Raw genomic sequence first — 2,866 nt, 5'->3', positions numbered from 1 at the left:
CCGGCGCGCGCCGCGCGAGGGCGAGCAGGCGGATCGCCCGCGGGGCGGCGAAGCGCGGCCCGCCGCGCACGGTGACGCGCAGGCGGAGCGCGTCGGCGACGAACGCCGCGGCGTCGTCGGACGGCGCGAGGCCGCGCGGCGCCGGCTCGGGGCGGCCGAGCGGCAGCGCCCACCGCCACGCCGCGATCCCCCCCGGAAGGGCGAGGCCGCGTTCGTCGGCGAACGGCGCGAGCGCGGAAAGGAGTTCGTCGAGACCCGGCGCCGAGGAGCGGGCGCGGTCGAAGCGGACCAACGGGGCGGCGTCGGCGACGGCGGAGTCCAGCGTCTCGAGCGAGGCCGCGGGACGGAGCGCCGCGACGACGCGCGGCGGCGCCGCGGCGAGGGCGGCGAAGAGATAGGCGCGGCGTCCGTCGTGCGCCGTCAGCAGACGCCGCAGGAACTGCGCCGGCTCGCGCGGCGAGGCGCCGACGAGCGCGGCCCACGCCGCCTCGGCGGCCTCGCCGCCGGGCGCGACGACCGCGCCGCCGCGCACGAGCAGCGCGGGCGCGAAACGGAAGAACGGCTGGGCCGCCTCGCGGCGCAGGACGGCGAGATCGTCGTCGGAGAAGACCGCCGCCGTTTCGGGCGGGAGACGGTCGAGCGCGCCGAGGAGCAGGCTGTCCTGCTCGTCCGTCGCCAGCCGCTCCAGCGCGCCGTCCGCGTCGAACTGCGCCCCGGCGATCGCGCGCCAGCGGGCGAGGGGCAGCGGCGAGGGGACCCGTTCCTCGGGGACCGGGAAGGAGACCGGCGTCCCGTCGTTGAAGGCGTCCACGGCGCTCGGCACGTCCCAGCCGAGGGCCGCCGCGGCGCGGCGCCGGCGCTCGGCGTCCTCCCCCGGAATCGGATCGACCGCGAACCGCCCTTCGATCTGCACGAGCGCGAAACCGAGCGAGCCGGAGACCCCTTCGAGCCGCTCTCGGGCCTGCTTCTCGCCGGGCAGGATCTGCAGCCGTCCGCCGTAGGCTTGGCGCGCGGAGTAGGCGAGCCGCAGCAGCACCAGCGCGTCGCGGCGCGCGGGCACGATCTCCGCGGCCGACGCGTCGCCGGTGACCGCGGAGAGCAGCGCCCGGTTGAAGGAGGGAACGAACGCCGCCGGAGCGTTTTCGTCGACGCCGCCCAGAAGGCGCGACGCGGCGGCGCGGCCGCCGGGGACGAGCAGCTCGTCGCCGCGCGCCGCGAGGGGGGCGCAGGCGAAACCGGCCATGAGAACGAGAACGGCCCGCGCCGGGCCGGAGGAAAGAGTCGCCGCCAAACGCCACCACCGTCCGCGAACTGCGCGTCGCGGCGAGAGTAGCGCGAACCGGCGTCGCCGCTCAACGGCCGCCGACGCGTTTCGGCGAACTGTCGGCGGCGGCCGGGACGCGACGCGCCGCCGTTCGTCGTCGGAGGCCGGAGCCCGAGGGCGAGAAGGACGCCGCGCCGGTCAGAACCCGGAGGCGAGGGCGAGGAGGACGCCGCCGGCGATCACGCTGGCGAGTTGTCCGGAGGTGTTGGCGCCGAGGGCGTGCATCAGCAGGAAGTTGTCCTGGTCCTCTTTCTGCGCCGCCTGGGCGACCAGCCGCCCGGCCATCGGGAACGCGCTGATCCCCGCGGCGCCGAGCAGCGGGTTGATCCGCCCGCGGGAGAGGAGGCACATCAGCTTCCCCATCAGCAGGCCGGCGCAGGTGTCCACGACGAAGGCGATCAGCCCGAGCGCCAGCACGCCGAGGGCGCGCGCGTTGAGGAACGACTCCGCCGTCATCGTCGCCCCGACCGCGAGGCCGAGGAACAGCGTGGAGATGTTGATCAGTTCGTTGCGCGCGGTCGCCGCCAGCCGCTCGACGACCCGGCTTTCGCGCAGCAGGTTGCCGAGCATCAGCGTGCCGACGAGCGGCGCGGCGTCGGGAACGAGCGCGCCGATCACGACCGTGACGATGATCGGGAAGGCGACGAGCGCCCGGCGGGAGACGGGGCGCGGCGCGTATTCCATCTTGATTCCGCGTTCGCGGCGGGTCGTCAGCAGGCGCATCAGCGGCGGCTGGATCACCGGCACGAGCGCCATGTAGGAGTAGGCGGCGACGGCGATCGGCGCGAGGAGCTGCGGCGCGAGCTTGGCGGCGACGAAGATCGAGGTCGGCCCGTCGATCGCGCCGATGACGCCGATCGAGGCGGCTTCCTTGATCGGGTAGCCGAGGAGCGCGGCGAGGATCAGCACGCCGAAGATCCCGAACTGCCCCGCCGCGCCGAGGAGCGCGAGGCGCGGGGCGGCGAGGAGCGGGCCGAAGTCGATCATCGCCCCGACGCCGATGAAGATCAGCAGCGGAAACACCTCGGTGCGCACGCCGAGGCGGTAGAGCAGGCCGAGCAGCCCCTCGTCGCCGACGAGGCCGGAGAGCGGCAGGTTGGCGAGCAGGCAGCCGGCGCCGATCGGCAGCAGCAGCAGCGGCTCGTACTTCTTGACCACGGCGAGCCCGATCAGGAACAGGCCGACCGCGAGCATCGCCGCCTGTCCGGCGCCGAGGGCCGAGACCCCCTTCAGCAGCTCGCCGGCGAGCGCGGAGAAGTCCATCGCTCAGCCGTCCAGCTCGACGAGCGTCGCGCCCTGCTCGACCGCCTGGCCGACGACGACCCGCACCGCGGCGACGCGCGCCGGGCGCGGGGCGCGCACGACGTTGACCATCTTCATCGCCTCGATCCGCACGAGCTCGTCGCCGCGCTGGACCGCGGCGCCGACGGCGACGGCGACGCCGACGATCTCGCCGGGCAGGGGGGCGACGACCGCGCCGGCGCCCGGGGCGGCCTCCCGCGGCGCGGCCGGGCGCGGCGTCGGCGCGGCGGGCGCCTCGTC

At 76.0% G+C, this 2,866-nt stretch carries 3 protein-coding genes; all 3 read right to left on the bottom strand.

Annotation, left to right across the window (positions count from 1 at the left end; translation table 11 throughout):
- On the bottom strand, positions 1-1,243 hold a 1,243-nt coding region (locus LLG88_00170; protein MCE5245328.1), incomplete at its 3' end, for a hypothetical protein.
- Positions 1,244-1,462: 219 nt separating this feature from the next.
- Positions 1,463-2,587: a sodium ion-translocating decarboxylase subunit beta gene (locus LLG88_00165; GenBank protein ID MCE5245327.1), complete on the bottom strand. Its 1,125-nt coding sequence runs from the start codon at positions 2,585-2,587 to the stop codon at positions 1,463-1,465.
- Positions 2,588-2,590: 3 nt separating this feature from the next.
- Positions 2,591-2,866, bottom strand: a 276-nt coding sequence (locus tag LLG88_00160; GenBank protein ID MCE5245326.1) for an acetyl-CoA carboxylase biotin carboxyl carrier protein subunit, incomplete at its 5' end; no start/stop codon positions are given.

This window comes from bacterium, assembly GCA_021372775.1.
GTDB lineage: Bacteria > Acidobacteriota > Polarisedimenticolia > J045 > J045 > JAJFTU01.
Note: the sequence above shows the minus strand (reverse complement) of the source record. Positions and strands in the feature narration are given on the sequence as shown.

Bases quoted from the DNA above. Each gene is read 5' to 3' on its own strand.
- LLG88_00165 (MCE5245327.1), bottom strand. From the start codon at position 2,587: ATGGACTTCTCCGCGCTCGCCGGCGAGCTGCTGAAGGGGGTCTCGGCC.